Raw genomic sequence first — 2,837 nt, 5'->3', positions numbered from 1 at the left:
GACTGGCAGTACTTTTATAATCATGAACGACCTCATATGTCAGTAAATGGTTGTCCACCTATTTTTAAACAATAACAAGGCTTTAGATTTTCTACCCATTAATTCAATTAAAAATGGGGGTATTACCGTTGAAGGTATCACTGCTCTATTGGTCAGTAGTCAATTAAAGAATGGCGATGAAATTATTGATACTTTTAACAATTCGGTGGCAATATGCATTTTTAAAGATCAATTAACATTTCAGAACTCTCTTAGTCATGACTAAACTATAAGGATTAAGATTATGAGAGGTTTTGCTATTCATAATGCACCAACTAATCATGGTGGTCGTATTCTAGCTACTCAGATAAGAAATTCTCAAATGGGCAATTCTTTTGTTAGAGCGGGCGATGGGCATTTCTGTCCAAGATGTAAATGTTGGTCTTCAGTGATTAAAAGCCATGACCATATTATCTTTGATGGTAAGCCAGTTGCTTATGTCGGGGATAAATTAACATGCGGTGCTATTATTCAGCCGCAACAGTCGCATGTTGTTGGTGGGAGTAATGCTAATTATCATATAGTTTCTAATCCTCAAACTGAGCAAACTCTGCCTATAAGTGCTCAACAGAATTTAATAAATAGTTTTACAAATAAGAGGAAGTATGAGAACTATTATATTGAGTTTAATAAAACCGATTATGTAAAATTTAAAACAGGAATTCCTCCATACGATGAAGATAAAAAAGGGCTATTTGGGAGTGTTTTACAAATAGTTTCAGGAGCATGTGATTTTATCGTTACATCTATTTTAAAGAAAAAGAATCTGTTTATAACAGTTTCATATCACCCGCCAGTTGTAAAACATGATGCAAATAAAATCACTCCTTATGCAACTCTAAGACTCTATAAAGAAAAAAATAGAAAATCTGAATTATTAAAAATACAAGAATTGAAGTCTGATGGTGGGGTTTGGAGTATTGAGCGAGGAAAAGAACCAGTAGGTTTCTGTAACATTACCTTGCCTGAGCCTGATTTACTCCTATTGAGGGTTGAATTAGATCTTGGATATGTATTGACGTTTAGCGGTGGAGTTGTTACCCCGATACCCAGTTTTACAACCCACAGCTTTACTTTAAATTCCGCAGCAAGGGAAGTTAGATGAAGAATTTTCTTATTTTTTTAACAGCCTTCTTGATATTCGGAAGCACTGCCTGCTCATCTAATGGACATAATACACATCATGGTGAAGTTGAACTCACTCAAGATAGTGAAGCTGCCCAGAGTCTTTCTGCAGAAGATCAATCTATTATAAAAAAATATAAAGATACGATTCATAATTTGAATTTTAGGGAAAGAGAACATGCTAATAAGGTAATGAAAGATAGTTTGTCTGAAATAAACAAAATTAAGAATGATTCCGAGCGAGAAAAGTTGCAAATGCAGATTTACTTAGCCACAGCCATGTATAAAGAAGCTTATGATTTAAATAGTAAAATGTTAAAAACTAGGTTTAGCGAAGCACGTTTACTGACTCAATGTGAGTTGAGCTATTACGCTAAAAAGCCTAAAAATGAATATGAAAAATGTTATGCCCAAGTAGCGTCATTGCTGGAAAAGACATTGAAAGTCACTCCTAAAAATGACTCTGAATATTTATATGGTGAGTGGGGGTACTTACTCGCGATGTATAAGGCAGGACATGAAGAATATAGACAAAAAATGGAAGATTTTATTCATTCTACTCAAGATAAAACGCTGAAATATCAGTTTGAAAGTTCTTATGAGTTGGCGATTGAACAGATCGCTAGTTACCAGTGATCTTTGTTGTATTGGTTTTCAGGAGTGCGTAAATACATCAACCTAACCCTACTGTTGTGATGTATGCAAAATTCTTAAAATACGAACAGAATCTTTAACGTCATACACGACAACATAGTGCGATGCACCACAAGTTCTCGAGTTCCATGGATGAGACCAGATCGCCCTTTAATGGCAGCGAAGAATGCTATACACGCACGACTTAAAAGGAGACATTTGGGGTATGAAGAGGGTATGAATAACACTGAGTATCTAAGCGGAGGGTATAAATAATTCTGTGTAAATACAGTTTTAAAAATACTTGGTTACACGCTCTTCAAACATGATACTAAAGCGATTCATAGCAGCTTTCCAATTCTGAATAGGCATCGTCCATTTTTTGCTTGCTGCCATAATTGCTAAATATACCACCTTTTTCACGGAATCATCAGTTGGGAAGATTTTTCTTTTCTTGGTTGCATGGCGGATAACGCTGTTCAATGATTCAATCGCATTCGTCGTGTAAATCGCTTTGCGAATATCCATAGAGTAAGCGAAGAACGTGTTGAGATTCGACCAGTTGGCAAGCCATGACTTGCTGATTTGAGGATACTTCTCATCCCATTTTTGTCCAAATTCATCTAAAGCCTGTAAGGCTGCGTCTTCTGTAACAGCTTGATATATCTTTTTTAAATCGGCTGTGACAGCTTTGTAGTCTTTCCAACTCACATATTTAAGGTTGTTGCGTACCATGTGGATGATACACAACTGAATATGCGTATCAGGGTAAATTGTATTGATTGCATCAGGAAAGCCCTTCAGTCCATCTACGCAGGCAATCGGAATATCCTTTAAACCACGATTTTTCAGTTCTGTAAGGACTGAACCGTACTGGGTTTGTCGGAGACTTTTTTATTTAAGTTAGGCCACCTGACCTAACGGTTTAATCTTATCATAGTACATTGCTTCAAATTCAAAAGGCGATACATAACCCAGTGCACTGTGTACACGCTTTTTATTGAACCAATCTACCCAGTTTAGTGTCGCAAGTTGTACAT

The 2,837-nt window shown here is 36.2% G+C and carries 4 protein-coding genes and 1 pseudogene; 2 read left to right on the top strand and 3 right to left on the bottom strand.

Annotated elements, in window-relative coordinates:
* Positions 1-283: 283 nt before the first annotated feature.
* Positions 284-1,144 (top strand): PAAR domain-containing protein, encoded by an 861-nt coding sequence (locus FTV52_RS14370; protein ID WP_178867106.1) that lies wholly within the window; start codon positions 284-286, stop codon positions 1,142-1,144.
* Positions 1,141-1,800 carry a hypothetical protein gene (locus FTV52_RS14365; RefSeq protein WP_136144754.1) on the top strand — a complete coding sequence of 220 codons (660 nt, stop codon included), beginning with the start codon at positions 1,141-1,143 and terminating at the stop codon, positions 1,798-1,800. Before FTV52_RS14370 ends, FTV52_RS14365 begins: the two co-directional genes overlap by 4 nt.
* Before the next feature lie 48 nt (positions 1,801-1,848).
* Here FTV52_RS14365 and FTV52_RS14875 read toward each other — a convergent pair whose 3' ends face one another.
* The 3 genes and pseudogenes from FTV52_RS14875 to FTV52_RS14350 form a co-directional block, all read right to left on the bottom strand.
* On the bottom strand, positions 1,849-1,908 hold the full coding sequence (locus FTV52_RS14875; RefSeq protein ID WP_225531235.1) for a hypothetical protein: 60 nt from the start codon (positions 1,906-1,908) through the stop codon (positions 1,849-1,851).
* A gap of 183 nt (positions 1,909-2,091) precedes the next feature.
* Positions 2,092-2,664 (bottom strand): annotated as a pseudogene (locus tag FTV52_RS14355) (IS256 family transposase); the annotation flags it as partial.
* A gap of 36 nt (positions 2,665-2,700) precedes the next feature.
* Positions 2,701-2,837 (bottom strand): IS3 family transposase (locus tag FTV52_RS14350; protein ID WP_179991035.1); only part of this gene is annotated, 137 nt, incomplete at its 5' end.

The organism is Acinetobacter sp. YH1901141 (genome assembly GCF_013416935.1).
GTDB lineage: Bacteria > Pseudomonadota > Gammaproteobacteria > Pseudomonadales > Moraxellaceae > Acinetobacter > Acinetobacter towneri.
Note: the sequence above shows the minus strand (reverse complement) of the source record. Positions and strands in the feature narration are given on the sequence as shown.

Excerpts from the sequence above, each read along its gene's own strand:
- FTV52_RS14370 (WP_178867106.1), top strand. The coding sequence starts at position 284 with ATGAGAGGTTTTGCTATTCATAATGCACCAACTAATCATGGTGGTCGT.
- FTV52_RS14365 (WP_136144754.1), top strand. The coding sequence starts at position 1,141 with ATGAAGAATTTTCTTATTTTTTTAACAGCCTTCTTGATATTCGGAAGC.